General features: G+C 66.5%; 15 protein-coding genes and 2 tRNA genes. 6 read left to right on the top strand and 11 right to left on the bottom strand.

The window, feature by feature from the left end:
* Window positions 1–251: 251 nt before the first annotated feature.
* The 6 genes from RCH07_RS04345 to RCH07_RS04370 form a co-directional block, all read right to left on the bottom strand.
* Window positions 252–869 carry a mycothiol-dependent nitroreductase Rv2466c family protein gene (locus RCH07_RS04345; protein ID WP_326966245.1) on the bottom strand — a complete coding sequence of 206 codons (618 nt, stop codon included), beginning with the start codon at window positions 867–869 and terminating at the stop codon, window positions 252–254.
* A gap of 201 nt (window positions 870–1,070) precedes the next feature.
* Window positions 1,071–2,351 (bottom strand): ATP-dependent Clp protease ATP-binding subunit ClpX, encoded by a 1,281-nt coding sequence (gene clpX / locus RCH07_RS04350; protein ID WP_326966246.1) that lies wholly within the window; start codon window positions 2,349–2,351, stop codon window positions 1,071–1,073.
* A gap of 251 nt (window positions 2,352–2,602) precedes the next feature.
* A complete protein-coding gene (locus tag RCH07_RS04355; RefSeq protein WP_282380489.1) occupies window positions 2,603–3,262 on the bottom strand; it encodes an ATP-dependent Clp protease proteolytic subunit in 660 nt (219 codons plus the stop codon).
* 38 nt (window positions 3,263–3,300) lie between these two features.
* On the bottom strand, window positions 3,301–3,933 hold the full coding sequence (locus RCH07_RS04360; RefSeq protein WP_326966247.1) for an ATP-dependent Clp protease proteolytic subunit: 633 nt from the start codon (window positions 3,931–3,933) through the stop codon (window positions 3,301–3,303).
* A 283-nt stretch (window positions 3,934–4,216) separates the two neighbouring features.
* Window positions 4,217–5,623, bottom strand: coding sequence for a trigger factor (gene tig / locus RCH07_RS04365; RefSeq protein ID WP_326966248.1), 1,407 nt, complete (start codon window positions 5,621–5,623; stop codon window positions 4,217–4,219).
* A 67-nt stretch (window positions 5,624–5,690) separates the two neighbouring features.
* Window positions 5,691–5,765: transfer RNA gene (locus RCH07_RS04370), tRNA-Pro, on the bottom strand.
* A 131-nt stretch (window positions 5,766–5,896) separates the two neighbouring features.
* Here RCH07_RS04370 and RCH07_RS04375 point away from each other — a divergent pair.
* Window positions 5,897–5,970: transfer RNA gene (locus RCH07_RS04375), tRNA-Gly, on the top strand.
* A gap of 129 nt (window positions 5,971–6,099) precedes the next feature.
* Here RCH07_RS04375 and RCH07_RS04380 read toward each other — a convergent pair.
* The 3 genes from RCH07_RS04380 to RCH07_RS04390 form a co-directional block, all read right to left on the bottom strand.
* Window positions 6,100–7,110, bottom strand: a complete 1,011-nt coding sequence (locus RCH07_RS04380) for an Fpg/Nei family DNA glycosylase (RefSeq protein ID WP_326966249.1) — start codon at window positions 7,108–7,110, stop codon at window positions 6,100–6,102.
* Window positions 7,110–7,601, bottom strand: a complete 492-nt coding sequence (locus RCH07_RS04385; RefSeq protein ID WP_326966250.1) for a ribose-5-phosphate isomerase — start codon at window positions 7,599–7,601, stop codon at window positions 7,110–7,112. The genes RCH07_RS04380 and RCH07_RS04385 overlap by 1 nt, the downstream gene beginning before the upstream one ends.
* Before the next feature lie 87 nt (window positions 7,602–7,688).
* Window positions 7,689–8,690 carry a hypothetical protein gene (locus RCH07_RS04390; RefSeq protein WP_326966251.1) on the bottom strand — a complete coding sequence of 334 codons (1,002 nt, stop codon included), beginning with the start codon at window positions 8,688–8,690 and terminating at the stop codon, window positions 7,689–7,691.
* A 126-nt stretch (window positions 8,691–8,816) separates the two neighbouring features.
* Between RCH07_RS04390 and pepN the strand changes: the two genes are divergently transcribed.
* Entirely contained in the window at window positions 8,817–11,372 is a 2,556-nt protein-coding gene (pepN, locus tag RCH07_RS04395) for an aminopeptidase N (RefSeq protein ID WP_326966252.1), read from the top strand.
* A gap of 71 nt (window positions 11,373–11,443) precedes the next feature.
* Window positions 11,444–11,929, top strand: coding sequence for an OsmC family protein (locus RCH07_RS04400; protein WP_326966253.1), 486 nt, complete (start codon window positions 11,444–11,446; stop codon window positions 11,927–11,929).
* A 5-nt stretch (window positions 11,930–11,934) separates the two neighbouring features.
* Here RCH07_RS04400 and RCH07_RS04405 read toward each other — a convergent pair whose 3' ends face one another.
* On the bottom strand, window positions 11,935–12,942 hold the full coding sequence (locus RCH07_RS04405) for an NAD-dependent epimerase/dehydratase family protein (RefSeq protein ID WP_326966254.1): 1,008 nt from the start codon (window positions 12,940–12,942) through the stop codon (window positions 11,935–11,937).
* Window positions 12,943–13,089: 147 nt separating this feature from the next.
* Here RCH07_RS04405 and RCH07_RS04410 point away from each other — a divergent pair, with 147 nt between their 5' ends.
* Window positions 13,090–13,788: a mechanosensitive ion channel family protein gene (locus tag RCH07_RS04410; RefSeq protein WP_326966279.1), complete on the top strand. Its 699-nt coding sequence runs from the start codon at window positions 13,090–13,092 to the stop codon at window positions 13,786–13,788.
* A 4-nt stretch (window positions 13,789–13,792) separates the two neighbouring features.
* On the top strand, window positions 13,793–14,251 hold the full coding sequence (locus RCH07_RS04415) for a globin (RefSeq protein WP_326966255.1): 459 nt from the start codon (window positions 13,793–13,795) through the stop codon (window positions 14,249–14,251).
* 47 nt (window positions 14,252–14,298) lie between these two features.
* Here RCH07_RS04415 and RCH07_RS04420 read toward each other — a convergent pair whose 3' ends face one another.
* A complete protein-coding gene (locus tag RCH07_RS04420; RefSeq protein ID WP_326966256.1) occupies window positions 14,299–14,958 on the bottom strand; it encodes a hypothetical protein in 660 nt (219 codons plus the stop codon).
* A gap of 82 nt (window positions 14,959–15,040) precedes the next feature.
* Here RCH07_RS04420 and RCH07_RS04425 point away from each other — a divergent pair, with 82 nt between their 5' ends.
* Window positions 15,041–16,021, top strand: a complete 981-nt coding sequence (locus RCH07_RS04425) for an acyl-CoA thioesterase (RefSeq protein ID WP_326966257.1) — start codon at window positions 15,041–15,043, stop codon at window positions 16,019–16,021.
* Window positions 16,022–16,126: the final 105 nt, after the last annotated feature.

Raw genomic sequence — 16,126 nt, forward strand, 5'->3', positions numbered from 1 at the left:
CTGGCGGGATCCTCTGATCTTCAGGTCTTCCTACCTCGTCACTGGTAGCCACCATCTGACTTTGCCGAAGGCTGCGTCGGATTTGTGTCACTGAATCTTCGGTTCCTGCGTCCCACTTCCTGCGAAGTGGGTAAGCTCTATTGTTCTCCCGCAATTCCAGATACACAAGAGCCCCGCAAGAACTACATCAAAGTAGTTCTTCCGGGGCCCCTGGGCACCGTCTGTTGGCGCCAGTTGGCGTCCCCCAGAGACTAAACGAAGACCGGGCTTTCGGTGCGGCTGCGCTTGATTTCAAAGAAGTATGGGAAGGATGCCAGCGTCACGGCCGCATCCCAGAGGCGTCCTGCCTCTTCGCCGCGCGGGATGCGGGTCAGCACGGGGCCGAAGAACGCAATGCCGTTGAACGCCACCACCGGAGTGCCCACGTCCTGGCCCACCAGTGCGATGCCGGCCTCGTGGCTGGTGCGCAGCGTGGCGTCGTTTTCCGTGCCCTGGCCTGCGGCCGCGAGCTCCGCCGGCAGGCCCACCTCGGCGAGCGACTTGGCGATGACTTCGGCGATGTCGCCGTTGCCCTCATTGTGGATCTTGGTGCCCATGGCGTCGTAGAGCGGCTTGATGTATTTGGTGCCGTGCTGTTGCGCCGCGGCGACGATGACGCGCACGGGTGCCCAGGCGCTGGTCAGGAAGGCCTTGTACTCCGCCGGGAGTTCCTCGCGGCCTTCATTCAGCATGGCAAGGCTCATGACGTGCCATTCGGTGCTGATGTCGCGGACAACTTCGACCTCGCCGATCCAGCGGGAGGTCACCCAGGCGAAGGGGCACATCGGGTCAAACCAGAATTCGGCTTTGTTGCTGGTGGTCTCAGACACGGATGATCTCCTCAGGAAAGTCAGGGGGCGTGGCGCAGCGTCACTAAGGCAGCGTCACTAAGGCAGCGTCACTAAGGCAGCGTCACTAAGGCAGCGTCACTATGGCAGTGTTACTAAGGCAGCGCCGCTGGCGCTGTGCCGCCTATATACATGGGCGCAATCACTTACTGTTAGCGGCCCGGGCAGCGGATTTATTCCAGATCAGGCGGACTTACGCCGCTTGACGTCGTGCGGGATCATGGTGGGCTCGGCCTTCTTTGAGACGACGTCCTCCGTGATCACAACGCTGGCGATGTCGTCCCTGCTGGGCAGGTCGAACATCACCGGAAGCAGGACTTCCTCCATGATGGCGCGCAGTCCGCGGGCGCCGGTTCCGCGCTCAAGGGCCTGGTCTGCAATCGTGTTGAGCGCCTCGTCCTCGAAGATCAGCTCCACGCCGTCGAGCAGGAACATCTTCTGGTATTGCTTCACGAGGGCGTTTTTGGGCGTCGACAGGATCTGGATCAGTGCCGAGCGGTCAAGGTTGGAGACCGTGGTGATGACCGGGAGGCGGCCGATAAATTCAGGAATGAGCCCGAACTTCAGTAAGTCCTCCGGCATGACCTCGCCGTAGGAATCCGTGTTGTTTTTGACCTCGATGAGCGGGGCACCGAAGCCGATGCCCTTGCGCCCGGAGCGCGAACCGATGATCTCCTCGAGGCCGGCAAAGGCGCCGGCCACGATGAACAGCACGTTGGTGGTGTCGATCTGGATGAATTCCTGGTGCGGGTGCTTGCGACCGCCCTGCGGCGGAACCGAGGCGACTGTGCCCTCAAGGATTTTCAGCAGCGCCTGTTGCACACCCTCACCCGAAACGTCCCGGGTGATGGAGGGGTTCTCGCTCTTGCGGGAGATCTTGTCGATCTCGTCGATGTAGATGATGCCTTGTTCGGCTTTTTTGACGTCGTAGTCGGCGGCCTGAATGAGCTTGAGGAGGATGTTCTCGACGTCCTCCCCCACGTAGCCGGCCTCAGTCAGCGCGGTGGCATCGGCGACGGCGAAGGGGACGTTGAGGCGCCGGGCCAGGGTCTGGGCCAGGTAGGTCTTGCCGCAGCCCGTGGGGCCGATCAGGAGGATGTTCGACTTGGCGATCTCGACGTCGTCGTGGTGTACGCCCTCGGCGAGACTGCCGCTCTTGGGGGCGTGGCCGGCCTGGATACGTTTGTAGTGGTTGTAAACCGCGACGGCGAGAGAGCGCTTGGCGGGCTCCTGGCCAATCACGTATTCCTGCAGGAAGTCAAAGATCTCGCGGGGCTTGGGCAGGTCGAAACTGCCCAGGTCTGCTACTTCGGCGAGCTCTTCTTCAATGATCTCGTTACAGAGTTCAATGCACTCGTCGCAGATGTAGACGCCGGGCCCGGCAATGAGCTTCCGAACCTGCTTCTGGCTCTTTCCGCAGAAAGAACACTTCAGCAGATCCGTGCTCTCGCCAATCCGAGCCATATGTGAACCCCTTTGTATCTTGCTGCACGCTGTGACCAGCTGCCGGTGTTATCAGCAACCTGTGAAATTAACAACTGCGTAGCGGTGCACCCGTTGAGACATCACGGATCATCCCGAAAGTTCCCCGTGACAGGTTCCACTCTAGGTCACTTCTCCCCTGTTGGGTGGAAACCCCGACGCCGGTGCGGCCTTTTTGAGGTGGGCCGCACCGGCGCTGTGAATCGAACGCCTCCCGGCGGAACAGCGAATCCCTACTTGGTGATCGCCTGGGGCTTCATCTTGCGGGAATCCAGGACCTGGTCAATCAGGCCATACTGCATGGCCTCGGCGGCGGTGAGGATCTTGTCACGTTCGATGTCGTTGTTGACCTGCTCCGGCGTCCGGCCGGAGTGCTTGGCCAGCGTATCTTCGAGCCAGGCACGCATCCGCATGACCTCGGCGGCCTGAATCTCCAGGTCTGAGGCCTGGCCACCCTGCCCGCCGGACAGCGAGGGCTGGTGGATCAGGACGCGGGCGTTCGGCAGGGCGAGCCGCTTGCCCGGGGTGCCGGCTGCGAGGAGCACAGCAGCGGCGCTGGCGGCCTGGCCGAGGCAGACGGTCTGGATCTCCGGCCGGATGTACGTCATGGTGTCGTAGATCGCGGTCATGGCGGTGAAGGATCCGCCCGGGGAGTTGATGTACAGGGTGATGTCGCGGTCCGGGTCGGTGGATTCGAGCACCAGCAGCTGGGCCATGACATCATCAGCCGAGGCGTCGTCAACCTGGACGCCGAGGAAGATGATGCGGTCCTCGAACAGCTTGGTGTACGGGTCCTGGCGCTTGAAGCCGTATGGCGTGCGCTCTTCGAACTGCGGCAGCACGTAGCGGCTGCTCGGCAGGTTGCCGGCAGTCGAACCGAAGTTGTAGTTCATGTTCATTGCTCCTGAATTCATTGCTGTCTGCATGCCGGTCAGTTCTCGGTGCCGCTGCCCATGCCGGGACCGTCGCCACCGGCGTTGGTTCCACCGCCGCCAGCCACGGATCCAGCGTGTGCCGCGATCTTGTCGAAGAAGCCGTACTCGAGGGCATCTTTCGCCGTAAACCACTTGTCGCGGTCGTTGTCCTTGAGGATGGTGTCCACCGTCTGCCCGGTCTGGCTGGCGGTCAGCTCGGCCATGACCTTCTTCATGTGCAGGATCAGTTCGGCCTGGATCTTGATGTCCGAAGCCGTTCCGCCGATGCCGCCGGAGGGCTGGTGCATGAGGATGCGGGCGTTGGGGGTGGCGTAGCGCTTGCCCTTGGTACCGGAGGAGAGCAGGAACTGCCCCATCGAGGCGGCGAGGCCGGTGGCCACGGTGACGACGTCGTTCGGGATGAACTGCATGGTGTCATAGATCGCCATGCCGGCGGTGACGGAGCCGCCCGGTGAGTTGATGTAGAGGTAGATATCCTTCTCAGGATTCTCCGCCGAAAGCAACAGCAGCTGCGAGCAGATCGCGTTAGCGTTCTCGTCGCGGACCTCGGAGCCGAGCCAGATGATGCGTTCTTTCAGCAGGCGGTTGTAAATGTAGTTATCCTGGGCTGCCGGATCGACAGTAGCCATCCGGGGTGCCCCTGCTTGCTGTGACATATGTACTTACCTCTCGCTGGCGACGGTGACATCATTGGACGACATCACTGAACTTTCCTACATGGACACTAACGGTTTTCCCACCCCGTTTGTGCTCAGCCGCAGGGCTGTTCGCTGACGGCGCACGATTGCCGGGGCGCGTCCCGCGGAGTTCCGGAGGCATGAAGCGCAGGGCTTAAATGCGGCAGCCCCCGGATCAACGATCCGGGGGCTGCCAACGTACCTGGCTGCGGTAGCTAGGTGGACGCCGGTGGCATTAGAACTTCACTGCCGCCGGGTCATCGTTCGTGGCACCGGCGGCTGCTGATTCCTCGGATGCTGCCTCCCCGGCCGTTGCTTCCTCGGGATCGGCCTCAACCGGTGCCTCGTCGCCGCCGGGGCGGACGAAGTCGCTCAGGTCGATCTTGTTGCCCTCGGTGTCGGTGACCTCGGCCTGGCCCAGGACGACGGCCAGTGCCTTGCGGCGGCGCACCTCGGAAACCATCATGGGGACCTGGCCGCTTTGATCGATGATCTGGGCGAACTGGTTGGGGTCCATGCCGTACTCGCTGGCGGCGGTGACGATGTAGTCGATCAGCTCGTTCTGGCTGACACTGACTTCTTCTTTTTCAGCGATGGCGTCGAGGATGACCTCGTTCTGGAAGGCCCGCTCGGTGTTGGCCCTGACCTCGGCGCGGTGCTCCTCGGTGTCGTGCTCGCCGTCACCGTGGGAGTTCTCGGCGTTGAAGTGTGTCTCGATTTGCTCTTCGACGACGGAGGCCGGGACGGGGACCTCAACGAGCTCAATGAGCTTGTCGAGGACCTTGTCGCGGGCTTCGACGCCCTGCTCGACAATCTTGGACTCGGCGGCCTGCTTGGCGAGGTCCTCGCGCAGTTCGGCCAGGGTGTCGAACTCGGACGCCAGCTGGGCGAAGTCGTCGTCGGCGTCGGGCAGTTCGCGTTCCTTGACGGACTTGACCACTACCTTGACCTGGGCGGATTCACCGGCATGCTCGCCGCCGACGAGGATGGTGTCGAAGATCGCGTCTTCGTCGGCGCTGAGGCCGGTGATGGCTTCGTCGAGGCCTTCGAGCATGGTGCCGGCACCGACCTGGTAGGACAGGCCGGAGGCGGAATCGACGTCGGCGCCGTCGATGGTGGCGGCGATGTCGATCGTCAGGAAGTCCTTGTCAGCTGCCGGGCGGTCCACCGACTTCAGCGTGCCGAAGCGGCCGCGGAGCTCGTCCAGGGCCTTGTCGACGTCGCCGTCGGTGGACTCTGCGGCGGCAACCTCAACCTTGATGCCGGCGTAGTCGGGCAGCTCGATCTCGGGGCGGATGTCTACCTCGGCGTGGAACTTGAGCTCGCCGTCGGTGGACGTCGGGTCCGGAACCTCGGTGATTTCAACCTCGGGGCGGCTCAGCGGACGGATTCCGGTTTCCTGGACAGCTGCCTGGTACCAGCCGTTGAGGCCGTCGTTGATTGCGGTTTCCAGCACATAGCCGCGGCCAACGCGCTGGTCAATGAGCTTGGCGGGGACCTTGCCCTTGCGGAAACCGGGGACCTGGATCTGCGAAGCAACAGTCTTGTATGCCTCTGCGATGCTGGGCTTCAATTCCTCAAAGGGGACCTCAACATTGAGCTTGACCCGCGTGGGGGTGAGGTTCTCGACAGCGCTCTTCACAGTCTAGGTACTCCTGGTTTTTAGGGGGTGGGGTTCTGCCTTGCCACGTTCTGGCGGTGCTGCAGAGTCGGGGTGACAGGATTTGAACCTGCGACTTCCTGCTCCCAAAGCAGGTGCTCTAGCCAAGCTGAGCTACACCCCGTAAGTGCACAGAACAGTCTACGGCCATACTGCGTCGATTTGCACATTTGACACCGGGGCCCTGAATTGGGTTTAGTTGTATCCGGCTTGAACAGCCGTCCGGAACTTTTGCTGACATTCCAGCGGATTCCCGGGGACGTAGCTTAATGGTAAAGCCTCAGTTTTCCAAACTGATGACGCGGGTTCGATTCCCGTCGTCCCCTCCAGCCGTATCGAGCCCCTCTCCGGAGGGGCTTTTTTAGTGCCCAACCGCATCGATTGCTCCATAACTGCCCTTCTGGCGGGTCAAAACGGCAGTTGCGGAGCAATCGATGCGGTTGGGACCGTGTGTCGGATCAGGGAGCCTGGCAGGACGGGCACCAGTAGAGTTTCCTGGCCCCCAGGTCGGTCAGTGCCACCGCGGTGCCGCAGTCGCGGCAATCCTGGCCCTGCCTTCGGTACACGAAGTGTGACTCGTCGGGGACCGGCAGCATGATGGCTGATCCACCGCCGCCCAACCGGCCGCTGGCTGATCCACCGCCGCCCGACTGGCCGCCGCCTCGCTGGCCGCCGTCGGGCCCGCTCCAGTACCGCGGCGGCGTGGTGATGATACGGCCGTCCCGGACGCCGTCGGACATGATGGCGACGGCATCATCCCACAGCAGCCGCGCCGCCTTTGCCGGTAGCGCCGTTCCCGGCAGCCAGGGGTCAAGGCGCTGCCGAAACAACAGTTCGGCGCGGTAGACATTCCCGATGCCGGCCACCAGCTTCTGGTCCATCAGCAGTGCTGCCAGCGGCGTCTGCCTGGTCCGGACCCGGGCGACAAAGGCATCCCGGTCGCCGGGCAGATTACGCAGCGGGTCGGGGCCGAGCCGGGCCACAACGGCCGCCGCTTCCGCCCCGGTGACCGCCGCGCACGTCGTGGCACCCCGAAGATCGGCCCAGCCGTGCCCGCTGGCCAGCCGGACCCGGACGGCGCCTACCGGAGGCGGCGGACCGGCGTAGCCGTCAGGACCGGAGCCAGAGGCAGCATCCCGATCCGCACCCGAACCGCCGCCGTCGCCGTCGTAGACTTCGCGCTCCCCCACTTTGCGGGGCGCGCCGATGCTGGAGGCGCCGCGGAAGCCGGCGTCGCCGCCGAAGTTCCAGGCGCCGTAGAGGCCCAGATGGACGTGCAGCAGCAGTCCGTGCGCGAACTCGAGGAAGAGGTGTTTCCCGTGCGCGGTGGATCCGGTCAGGACGTGGCCGTCCAGCAGCGCCGCGCCGTGCACGAACCTGCCCTGCGGACTGGTGACCGCGAGTTGCGCCCCCACGAAGACGTCTCCGAACTGGCGGGCCAGCCGGTGGACGGAATGCCCCTCCGGCACTACTCGATGACCTCGCCGGTGCGCTCGTACACGGCAATCTTGGTGATCCGGCGGACGTGGCGCTCGTCGTTGCTGAAGGGCTCGGCGAGGAAGGCTTCGATGATGGCGGTGGCCTCCTCGACGCTGTGCTGCCGGCCGCCGACGGCGACCACGTTGGCGTCGTTGTGGTCGCGGGCCAGCTTCGCGGTGGACAGGTTCCAGGCCAGCGCGGCACGGACGCCTTTGACCTTGTTCGCGGCAATCTGCTCGCCGTTGCCGGAGCCACCGAGCACGACGCCCAGGGCGGGGGTCCCGGCCTCCTGGTCGGCCACGACGGCGAGCGCGGCGTTGAGGCAGAAGGAGGGATAGTCATCCAGGGCGTCGTAGGCCCTGGGGCCATGGTCGACCACGTCGTAGCCCTTGGCGCTGAGGTGCCTCACGAGGTGGGCGCTGAGTTCCATGCCGGCGTGGTCCGTGGCGATGTGCACGCGCGGGAGATCAGTGGGGGTCACGGCGGATCCGTTCAGTTGGGCACCGGTGAACTGCCGGGGCTGGTCGTGAGGGCTGGCTCCAAGCCTACTAGTGCCGGGTCGCCGGGGTTACGACTCCGGAGTGCCGCCGTTGCGTCGCGCCCGGGCCGCCACCCGGGACAGCGCCTGCGCGACGTTGTCCGCCGTCGTGGCGCTGCCGCCGCTTACCGTCAGCTTTCGTCCGTCGGAGCGGTCGACGACGACGGCGGGACCGCTGCTGACGAGCAGCGCCGTCGTGGTGCCATGGCTCCGGTATCCCCAGCCGCCATAGTCGGCGGCCTTGACCTCTTTCGGCGTCGCCGAGTCGATGGCGGCGGCGGGCACGTCCATGACCCGCACGAAACCCGCGGCGAAGACCTTCAGGCCGCTGCGGTCCACCCGGATCCGGGCGAACAGAAACGCGGCCGCACCCAGGGCCGTTCCGGCCAGGACGGCGGCCAGCCAGGGCACGGCGATGGTCAGGAGGGCGGCCGGAAGCAGGGTGGCGATCCCGAGCATCACGAAGACGGAGCTGCGGGCATGGACCCAGAGGCTCACGGAGTCCCTGGCCAGATCGGGGTCGAGTTCACGTTGCAGAGCCACCTGCAAAGCGCGGTCATCGTCCGTGGACCAGCGCTCGTCAGCCTTGAACACGAAGCCCATAACAAAACCCAGGCCCAGCGCCGCGCCGCTGCCCAGCGCCAGCACTGCGGCGTCCACCCGGGATTCCCTGGCGTTTTCCAGGCCTACCTGGCCGACGAGGACGGCGGCGAGAACGGTGGTGATGAAGAGGCTCATCGTCAGGCCGGCGCCCATCATGATCCGTCGCATCACCGCCGGGCGCGACAGCGGCACCGCCTGCACCAGCACGGCCCAGCCAATCAGCACGATCATGGCCGCCCCAGCGCTCACCACGGCCTCGAAGGGCGCGAAGCCCGCCGCGCCGGCCCCGTCCCACCGGACGGCCAGCGGATCGGGCAGATCGGAACGGATCAGGAAGGCGCAGACCACGAAGGCGGTTGCCAGCATCAGAGGGAATCCCACGGCGAAGCGCAGCGCCCTGGCGTCGACGGAGTTACGGAACGTTCCCATATCCTCCACGCTACTCCCGCCGCGGCGGGAGATGATGTGATGCACGCAACTTGCCAAGCGCCGCTGACGTGAAAGAATGATTTCACGTTACCGCTCTCACTATCTGGAGGCACACCCTTGCCCGGTATGAACCTGACCCGCGCCGAAGCACGCGAGCGCGCCGCACTGATCGCCGTCGAGTGCTACGAGGTCAGCCTCGACCTGACCCGCGGCGAGAAAGTCTTCGCTTCCACCACTGCCGTCAAATTCACGGCGACGCCGGGGTCCTCGACTTTCATCGATGCCGTGACGCATGCGGTGCACAGCGTGACCCTGAACGGACGCGAACTGGACCCGGCGGAGGTCTCCGACGGCGTCCGCATCCAGCTCCGGAACCTGGAAGCCGTGAACGATCTGCTGGTGGTGGCGGAAGCGCCCTACATGAATACCGGTGAGGGCCTGCACCGCTTCGTGGATCCGGTGGACAACGAGGTCTACCTGTACACCCAGTTCGAGGTGCCGGATTCCCGGCGGGTGTTCGCCGTCTTCGAACAGCCCGACCTCAAGGCCAGCTTCACCTTCACTGTGACAGCACCCTCGCACTGGGATCTCGTCTCCAACTCCCCCACGCCCGTGCCGGTGCCGACCATCCCCGGTACGGACGGCGGCGCCCGCTCCGTCTGGGAATTCCCGCCGACGCCGCGGCTCTCCTCTTATGTCACCGCCCTGATCGCCGGGCCGTACCAGTCGGTCCGCAGCGAGGTGACCTCCGCCAACGGCAAGGTCACCCCGCTGGGTATCTTTGCCCGCAAGTCCCTTATGCAGCACCTGGATGCGGACAACATCTTCGAACTCACCCGCCAGGGCTTCGAGTTCTACGAGGCGCAGTTCGGCTGCCCCTACCCGTTTGAAAAGTACGACCAGCTTTTCGTGCCGGAGTTCAACGCCGGGGCCATGGAGAACGCCGGGGCCGTCACGATCCTGGAGGGCTACATCTTCCGCAGCAAGGTCACGGACGCCCAGGTGGAACGCCGCGCCATCACCGTGCTGCACGAGCTCGCCCACATGTGGTTCGGGGACCTCGTCACCATGCGCTGGTGGAACGACCTCTGGCTCAACGAGTCCTTCGCCGAGTACATGTCCCACCTGGCCGCCGTCGAGAACACGACGTTCGACCACGCCTGGACCACCTTCGCCTCCGTGGAGAAGTCCTGGGCCTACCGCCAGGACCAGCTGCCCACGACGCACCCGATCTTCGCCGAGATCAACGATTTGCAGGACGTCGAGGTGAACTTCGACGGCATCACCTACGCCAAGGGCGCCTCGGTGCTGCGCCAGCTGGTGGCCTGGGTGGGTCCAGAGGAGTTCATGGCCGGCGTCCGCCAGTATTTCCGCAAGCACGCCTGGCAGAACACCGAGCTCAGCGATCTGATGGCCGAACTGGAAACGGCCAGTGGCCGCGACCTGGACCAGTGGGGCCGCCTCTGGCTGGAGACCGCGGGCGTCAACACGCTCAAGCCCGAGCTGACCGTGGCCGGGGACGGCACGATTTCGTCCTTCGCGATCCTGCAGTCGGCCACCGAGGCCCAGCCCACCCTTCGGCCGCACCGCCTCGCCGTCGGCTTCTACAACGTCACCGCAGCAGGGAAGCTGGAGCGTGTGCACCGCGAGGAGCTCGACGTCGACGGCGGGCGCACCGAAGTTCCGGCGCTGGCCGGTCTGGCCCGGCCCGACCTGATCCTACTCAACGACGACGACCTCGCCTACGCCAAGGTCCGCCTCGACCCGAAGTCCCTCGCGACCGCCACGTCGCATCTGAAGGACTTCAGCCAGAGCCTCCCCCGCACCCTGGTGTGGGGTTCGGCCTGGGACGCGGCGCGTGACGGCGAAACTCCGGCCCGCGGCTACGTGGATTTGATTCTCGCCAACATTGCGGAGGAATCCGATTCCTCCGTGATCCTGGTCCAGCTCCGCCAGCTCGCTACCACGCTGAACTTTTACGTCGCCGCGGAGCACAAGGAAGCCACCGCCGTGGCCGCCGCCGACCGGCTCTGGGAGCTCGCCTCGGGCGTCCCGGCCGGTTCCGACGCGCAGCTGCAGTTTGTGAAGTCCTACGCCCTGCTGGCCCGCAGCGCCGGGCAGCTGGACACCGTCGCCGGGCTGCTGGATGGCACCCTGACGCTCGAAGGCCTCACGGTGGACCAGGACCTTCGCTGGGAACTAATCGCGTCCCTCGTCGTCGGCGGCCGGGCCAGCCAGGACCGGATCAACGCCGAGCTGGCGACGGACAATACGGCCACCGGGCAGAACGCGGCCGCCCTCGCCACGGCAGCCGTCCCCACCGCCGAGGCCAAGGCCGTGGCCTGGGAATCGATCGTGGTGACGGGCGAGCTGTCCAACGCGCTCCAGGGCTCGGCGGTGACCGGCTTCACCCGCGTGCTGGACACGTCGCTGCTGGCACCCTACGCCGAGAAATACTTCGAAGCCGTCCCTGGCATCGTCAGGGACCGCACCCACGCGCTCGCGCAGCAGATCGTCGTCGGGCTCTACCCGGCACAGCTGACCGCGCAGGCAACCGTGGACCGCACGGATGCGTTCCTCGCCGCACTGCCGGCGGACGGCGCCGCGCTGCGCCGGATGATGCTGGAAAACCGCGACGGCGTGGCACGCGCCCTGCGCGCCCGCCAGGCCGACGTCGGCTAAGCCGTCCTCGGAACCCTGGAACCCCGGCAAACCTTTGTGGCGCCGGGGTTCCTTCGTTCTAGGCTGGACCCATGAGCCTTGATGAGCACCGCTACGCCCTGACTGTCCGCTGGACCGGGAACCTCGGCGAGGGGACGGCATCGTACCGTGGCTATTCACGCGACCACGACGTCGAGATCCCGGGGCTGCCCGCGCTGCAGGGTTCAGCGGACCCGACCTTCCACGGCGACCGGACCCGCTACAACCCGGAGCAGCTGCTTCTGGCCGCTCTGTCCCAGTGCCACATGCTGTCTTTCCTGCACGTCGCGGTGAAACACGGCGTGGTGGTTACGGCGTACGAGGACCGGGCCGAGGCCCTGATGCGGACCAACCGGGACGGCAGCGGCCAGTTCGAATCGGCCACGCTCAAGCCCCGGGTGACGGTGGCCGCTCCGGTTGCGGAAGAACTCATGGAGCAGCTGCACTCCGAGGCGAACAAGGTCTGCTTCATCGCCCGCAGCGTCAACTTTCCCGTCCTGCACCGGCCCACCGCGGTGGTGGAGCACCTGCAGGGCTGAGTGGCTTAGCCGAACTCCGCCCTGTACCCGGCCAGGATCCTCCGCTCCGTCTCCGGGCTCATCCCGGCCCTGCGTTCCCTTCCGAGTCCGCGGCGACGCTCATCCGCCAGGGTGTCCCGCAGCGTATCCATCCAGGGGCGGGTCTGCAGTCCGGCGGCCCGGGCGGCGGCGTTGCTGCGGGCGGCGAAGCCCTCGTGCCCCGGCGGCAGCCAGAGCGGCAGCGAATCCGGGCCGGCCCAATAGTTTGCCCCGTGCGCGGCCAGCCAGCCCTCGGGGGCGGCCACGACGTCGGCTCCCCCGTCGGCGACCTGCCGGGACTCTTCGAGATAGGCGGCAAAAGGCACCGGCTCACCGACGGCGTTCAAAGCCCCGGTGACTGCGTTTGCTGCCGCGGTGAGGACCCAGGCGGCGAGGTCGCGGACGTCGATAATCTGGGTTGCGTCCGTCGGGATGTCCGGGACCAACACGGGCTCCGAGTCCCGGGCAAAGCGCGCCGGCCAGTATCCGTAGCGGTCCGAGCCGTCCCCCGGGCCACCGATCAGCCCCGCCCGGCAGAGATGGGCCTTGTCCCCGGCCAGCTCCCTGGTCCACCGTTCGATCGCGGACTTGGCCTCGCCATAGTTTCCGGCGCCGGGTTCCGTGCCGGCCGCGAGCGGCTCCAGCACGGCAGCGTCCTCCCCCGCTCCGGCCACGGAATGGTCCGCGTACACGGAACAGCTCGAAACGAAGGTCCAGTGCCCGGCGGCACCGGCCAGGGCTTCGAGCGCCTCACGCGCCTGTCCGGGATCGCAGGCGACGTCGACAACGGCGTCCCACCCGCCGGCAGCGGCAGCGGCAGCGGCGGCATAGGCGGCCGGGCCGTGCGAGCGGTCCGCCGGCAGCCAGGCCGCGCCGTCCGGCGGTGGGGACACGGTCCCCCGCGCCAGGCAGGTGACGTGGTGGCCGGCGGCCAGTGCCTGCCGGGCAATTTCTGCAGACAGGAAGGCCGTACCGCCCAGAACCAGAATGCGCATGGGGCCACGCTACGGCGCTAGTGTTGAAGGAGAACAGAGTGTTATGCCGCCGGCGAACGCCGGCCGCACAACCGCACGCCCCGCCGAACGCTGCCGGCCGGCAGCAGCACGCAGCAGCAGCAAGGAGCACCCCCGCCGATGTACCGCATGACCACCACCGCACCGATCACGCCGCCGGATATGTCGGCCATCAACCTGCCCGGAGTCCTCATCAGCATTGGGGTCGGCGTCACCGTCTGGCTGGTGGCGTCCTTCGTGATCGCCGGAATTACCAAGCGCGTCGCCGCCGGAACCACGTTCTTCAAGAAACCGCACTTCCGCTGGGTGGCGCCCGCGCTGCGTGCCCTCGACCACGAACGCCGGGTCCAGCGGGCCAACACCATCGGCGCACTGCTCAACAGCGTGGTCGGGGTCCTGGTGGCCGTCCTCACCATCATGTACGTGTTGAGCAACCTGAATGTGAACATTGCCCCGCTGCTGACCAGCGTGGGAATCCTCGGTATCGCCATCGGCTTCGGCGCCCAGCAGCTGATCCGGGACTTCCTGGCCGGCCTCTTCATCACCATCGAGGACCAGTACGGGATCGGCGACATCATCGAGACCTCCGAGGTGGTGGGCACAGTGGAGTCCATGAACCTGCGGATCACCCGGGTCCGGGCCGAGGACGGCACCATCTGGTACCTGCGCAACGGCGAAATCCTGCGCGTGGGCAACCGCTCCCAGGGCACCTACGTCCCTCCCGCTCCCGACCAGGCGGGCACCGACTCCGTCGAGGACACCGAGGAAACCCGGGAGGCCCGGGAAGCCCGGGACGCCGGGGCACCCCGGCAGAAGGCCGGAGAATAAGGCAATGACGACTCCCAGCGCCGGCGAACCCCGGCAGCCCCGGCAGCTGCTGCAGAACGATCCGTTCAACCAGCCCGGCTACACAGACAACTTCTACGACGCCGTGGGCGGCCACGAGACGTTCGTCAAGCTCGTGGACGTGTTCTACGACGGCGTCGCGACGGATCCGCTGCTGCGGCCGATGTATCCGGAAGAAGACCTCGAGCCTGCGAAGCGGCGCTTCCTGATGTTCCTGGAGCAGTACTGGGGCGGCCCGACGACGTACGGTGAGGAGCGCGGGCATCCGCGGCTGCGGATGCGCCACCAGCCGTTCCGGGTCACTCCGGAGGCCAAGGAGCGCTGGCTGCACCATATGCGCACCGCGGTGGATGACCTGGAGCTCCCGCCGCTGCACGAGGGAACCTTGTGGGACTACATGGAGCGGGCTGCCCTCTCCATGGTGAACAGCCCCTCCGGGGCCTGATCCGGCCCTGTGAGGTCAGCTGCCGTTCGGCCCGGACGCCGCTGCACTCAGAGGCCGGAGCCGGAGCGGGCCAGCACGTGCCCGCGGGCCCCGCTCAGCCGGAACCAGCGCCCTGCCCGGTAGAGCTTTTGTTCGCCATCGGCGAGGAAACCCAGGGTCAGAGCAGCGAAGGCGGCGCCCAGCGGAAGTCCCTCGGCGCCCGGCAGTTCCCTGCCCCAGACGCTGGCGCGGGCATTGTTGACGATCAGTGCACCTGGCTTGTCCGGCATGATTGCGGCGACCTCGGTGATGCCGGCCTCGGCGGCCAGCCGCAGCGCGGAATCCTGCAGCCCGCCTACGAGCGCCCAGCCTGTCCGGGGAGCGCCCACCCCCGCCCAGGATTCGGTGACGGCCACCGGCGGCAGCGGCAGCTCGACGTCGTGCTCCCCCGCCCGCGCCAGCCGGTCCAGCACCGCGGCGAGCGGCACGGTCACGTCAGCGTCGGCAGGCCGGGCCAGCGCCATGGTCCGCAGCCCGAGAATGGTGGGGGTGGACTCCCCCAGCAGCCGGGGCCGCAACACGCATACGTAGGCCGCGAGCACGCCGCCGGATGCCTGGAGCCGGATGGCGCCGTCGTCGATGGATTTGGCGCGCGTGGCAAAGGTGCGCAGATCGGCGAGATCGCGGGGATCGGTGAATTGCAGGGGCTGGGTTAGGACGTCGGACACAATATCGACTCTACCGGCTGTGCCTCCTTGGGGCGGCGCCGCCTTTTTTGAGCAGTGTCACAGGGACGTCTAGAGTCGAACCATGACTGAACCCGAAGCCGGATTGCCGGGCCCGCCCACGCAGGACCCCACCTCCTCGCTCCTCCAACTCCTGAACCTCGGCGAACTTGAGGGTGCCCGGACGGATGAGGACATCTTCATGGGACCTTCGCAGCAGCAGCCCAGGCACCGGGTTTTTGGCGGCCAGGTGCTGGCACAGTCCCTCATCGCCGGCAGCCGCACCGTCGCCGAGGGGCGCGGCGTGCACTCCATGCATGGCTATTTCCTGCGCCCGGGGGACGCCAACAAGCCCATCACTTTCGGTGTGCAGCGGCTGCGCGACGGGCGGTCCTTTTCCGCGCGGCGGGTCCATGCCTACCAGGAGGGCGTGCCCATCCTGTCCATGATCGCGTCCTTCCAGGACGAGGACGAGGGCATCGAGCACCAGTCCGAGATGCCCGCCGGGATCCCCGGGCCGGAGTCGCTGCCGAGCACCGCGGATTTGCTCGGCAAGTATGACCATCCGGTGGCCCGGCACTGGGCCTATGAGCGGCCTTTCGATATCCGGCACGTCGATCCGGCCCTTTACGTCTCGGCCGAGGGAGACAAGGAGCCGCGCAACGCCGTCTGGATGAAGACCTTCGGGCCGATGCCGGATGACCCTGAACTGCACCGCGCGGCTCTGGCCTACGCCAGCGACTACACAATCCTGGAGTCCATCCTCCGCCAGCACGGCATGAGCTGGATTACCCCGGGAATGTCCGTGGCGAGCCTGGACCACGCGATGTGGTGGCACCGCCCGGTGCGCGTGGACGAGTGGCTGCTGTATGTCCAGGAGTCCCCCAGTGCCCAGGGCGCGCGCGGACTTGCGACGGGCAAAATCTTCAGCCGCGACGGCCGGCACGTGGCCACGGTGGCGCAGGAGGGTATGATCAGGGTCCCCACCGACCTGAAGAACAAAGTCAGGGGCGCCGTGCAGACCAAGGTGTTGCAGCACCGGCTGCGGAAGGCCGGGCGCGGCTGACACGCCTGCCGCGTTGACCCACCACCTTGACATGGAAGAGGCCGGCTCCCCCGCGGGGGAGCCGGCCTTTTCTATCGCCGCCTGGCCCACAGAGCCTCGCGGTTT

The sequence above is a fragment of the Arthrobacter sp. CG_A4 genome (assembly GCF_035985125.1).
GTDB lineage: Bacteria > Actinomycetota > Actinomycetes > Actinomycetales > Micrococcaceae > Arthrobacter.

What these genes read in the sequence shown, in the direction of transcription:
- clpX (WP_326966246.1), bottom strand. Translation starts at nt 2,351, where the DNA reads ATGGCTCGGATTGGCGAGAGCACGGATCTGCTGAAGTGTTCTTTCTGC.
- RCH07_RS04355 (WP_282380489.1), bottom strand. Translation starts at nt 3,262, where the DNA reads ATGAACTACAACTTCGGTTCGACTGCCGGCAACCTGCCGAGCAGCCGC.
- RCH07_RS04360 (WP_326966247.1), bottom strand. Translation starts at nt 3,933, where the DNA reads ATGGCTACTGTCGATCCGGCAGCCCAGGATAACTACATTTACAACCGC.
- RCH07_RS04390 (WP_326966251.1), bottom strand. Translation starts at nt 8,690, where the DNA reads ATGGGAACGTTCCGTAACTCCGTCGACGCCAGGGCGCTGCGCTTCGCC.
- pepN (WP_326966252.1), top strand. Translation starts at nt 8,817, where the DNA reads ATGAACCTGACCCGCGCCGAAGCACGCGAGCGCGCCGCACTGATCGCC.
- RCH07_RS04400 (WP_326966253.1), top strand. Translation starts at nt 11,444, where the DNA reads ATGAGCCTTGATGAGCACCGCTACGCCCTGACTGTCCGCTGGACCGGG.
- RCH07_RS04405 (WP_326966254.1), bottom strand. Translation starts at nt 12,942, where the DNA reads ATGCGCATTCTGGTTCTGGGCGGTACGGCCTTCCTGTCTGCAGAAATT.
- RCH07_RS04410 (WP_326966279.1), top strand. Translation starts at nt 13,090, where the DNA reads ATGACCACCACCGCACCGATCACGCCGCCGGATATGTCGGCCATCAAC.
- RCH07_RS04415 (WP_326966255.1), top strand. Translation starts at nt 13,793, where the DNA reads ATGACGACTCCCAGCGCCGGCGAACCCCGGCAGCCCCGGCAGCTGCTG.
- RCH07_RS04425 (WP_326966257.1), top strand. Translation starts at nt 15,041, where the DNA reads ATGACTGAACCCGAAGCCGGATTGCCGGGCCCGCCCACGCAGGACCCC.